Origin of the sequence: Flavobacterium sp., from assembly GCF_003525665.1 — a bacterium.
GTDB lineage: Bacteria > Bacteroidota > Bacteroidia > Flavobacteriales > Flavobacteriaceae > Flavobacterium.
In genome coordinates, this window is sequence record NZ_DQDX01000046.1 from 1 (window position 1) to 1647 (window position 1647).

A 1647-nucleotide genomic window follows, 5' to 3' on the forward strand; every position below is an offset into this window, starting at 1 on the left:
AGATGGGAAAGTTCATGGGTTCAGGGTTAATTTGAAATTAACTTTCGAACTTGAATAATAACTTCTTGAAAATAAAAAATGTATTTAAATTTACGTAATAATTAACAAAAAAGCGTATAATTGCATTCTAATCAATAAAATAGATATTATGGGAATAGGAGGATTTTTTAAAAATTTATTTGGTTCTGCTAAAGAAACTGTAAGTCAAGCTGCTGATAAAGCTGAAGATTTCGCAACAGAAGCAATTGCAAATGCAAAAGAAGCTGCTGCGCCACTTGTTGACAAAGTAGAAGATTTTGCTGAAACTGCTAAAGAAAAAGTAGCCGAATATGTTCCGGCCGCAAGTGAAGCTATCGAAAATGCAGTTGAAACTGTAAAAGAAAAAGCAACTGAATTTGCTGATAAAGCAGAAGATTTTGCAGAAAACACAGTAGCTACTGTAAAAGAAAAAGTAAATTCGTTTACAGATGATGCTTCAGACAAAGTGGATGAAACTGTTAAAAAAGCAGACGACACAATAAATAGAGTTGAGGAAGATGCTGATTAATTTCAGAAAAGTACTAACTTTGTAAAATTAAATCACGCATCTAGCGTGATTTTTTTTATGCTATGAAGCCACTTGAAATAAGCTCACTCGGTCAATATATTAGAGAATTTGTAAAAGTCCTTATTGATTACTCGCCCAAATTAATTTCGGCGTTTCTTATACTATTCATCGGATTGTATGCCATAAGATTCATCAATCGTTTGGTGAAAAAAATCATGGTTCAACGCGAACTTGATCCTACGTTATCTAAATTTTTAGCCGATATTTTACTTTGGATTTTAAGAGTTTTACTTTTTGTGACATTCATTTCCAAATTAGGAATTGAAACTTCATCATTTGTAGCAATTCTTGGAGCTGCAGGTTTGGCGGTTGGACTTTCTTTACAAGGTTCGCTATCTAATTTTGCTGGCGGAATGTTGATTATTCTATTCAAGCCATTTAGAGTTGGCGATACCATCGAAGCGCAAAATGTAACTGGAACTGTTTGTGAAATTCAAATATTTGTAACCAAATTAATTTCGGCTAATAATCAAACAATATTAATTCCGAATGGGATTTTATCTAACGGAATTATCACTAATTTTTCGGTTGCTGGAATGCGACGAATTGATTTAGTATTTTCACTTTCTTATGATACCGATATTAAACTAGCTAAAGATATGGTACTGCAAGTTATGGAAAATCATCCTTTAGTTCTTAAAAATCCTGAGCCGATAGTTGCAGTTAAAGCTTTAACTGATAACGCAATACATTTAGCAATAAGACCTTGGACAAACAATGAAAATTTTGGTGCCGTTTCTTCAGATATTTTAGAGAATTGCAAAGCAGCTTTCGACAATGCCGGAATTTCAGTTCAACCTTTTGTAAGAGATAATCCCAAGTAAATTATTTGGCAAACATAAAATCTTTAAGATAATAGGGTTCAAAATAAGCTACGTCTTCAAAATCGCTTTTTTGAAATTTATCAAAAACTATCGCACTCATTTCGTTTGCCGATGGAAATACAATATCGTCCAGAAAAACAAAATTTGATTTATTCAAAATAGTCTTTGCCTTTTCATTACTATCACCAACAAAATAAATTGTTTCTGATACATTAG

Annotated in this window: 2 protein-coding genes and 1 pseudogene; 2 read left to right on the forward strand and 1 reads right to left on the reverse strand. The window is 32.2% G+C overall.

Going from position 1 to position 1647, the window contains the following annotated elements:
- Window positions 1-148 precede the first annotated feature (148 nt).
- Window positions 149-547, forward strand: coding sequence for a YtxH domain-containing protein (locus DIU01_RS03205; RefSeq protein WP_290831813.1), 399 nt, complete (start codon window positions 149-151; stop codon window positions 545-547).
- Between the two features lie 62 nt (window positions 548-609).
- The gene (locus tag DIU01_RS03210; protein WP_290831814.1) at window positions 610-1431 is read left to right on the forward strand and encodes a mechanosensitive ion channel domain-containing protein; all 822 of its coding nucleotides are present in this window, start codon (window positions 610-612) and stop codon (window positions 1429-1431) included.
- 1 nt (window position 1432) lies between these two features.
- Here the strand turns inward: DIU01_RS03210 and DIU01_RS03215 are convergent.
- Window positions 1433-1647: pseudogene (locus DIU01_RS03215) on the reverse strand (tRNA (adenosine(37)-N6)-threonylcarbamoyltransferase complex dimerization subunit type 1 TsaB); the annotation flags it as partial.

Coding starts and splice junctions, on each gene's coding strand:
- DIU01_RS03205 (WP_290831813.1), top strand. CDS start 149: ATGGGAATAGGAGGATTTTTTAAAAATTTATTTGGTTCTGCTAAAGAA.
- DIU01_RS03210 (WP_290831814.1), top strand. CDS start 610: ATGAAGCCACTTGAAATAAGCTCACTCGGTCAATATATTAGAGAATTT.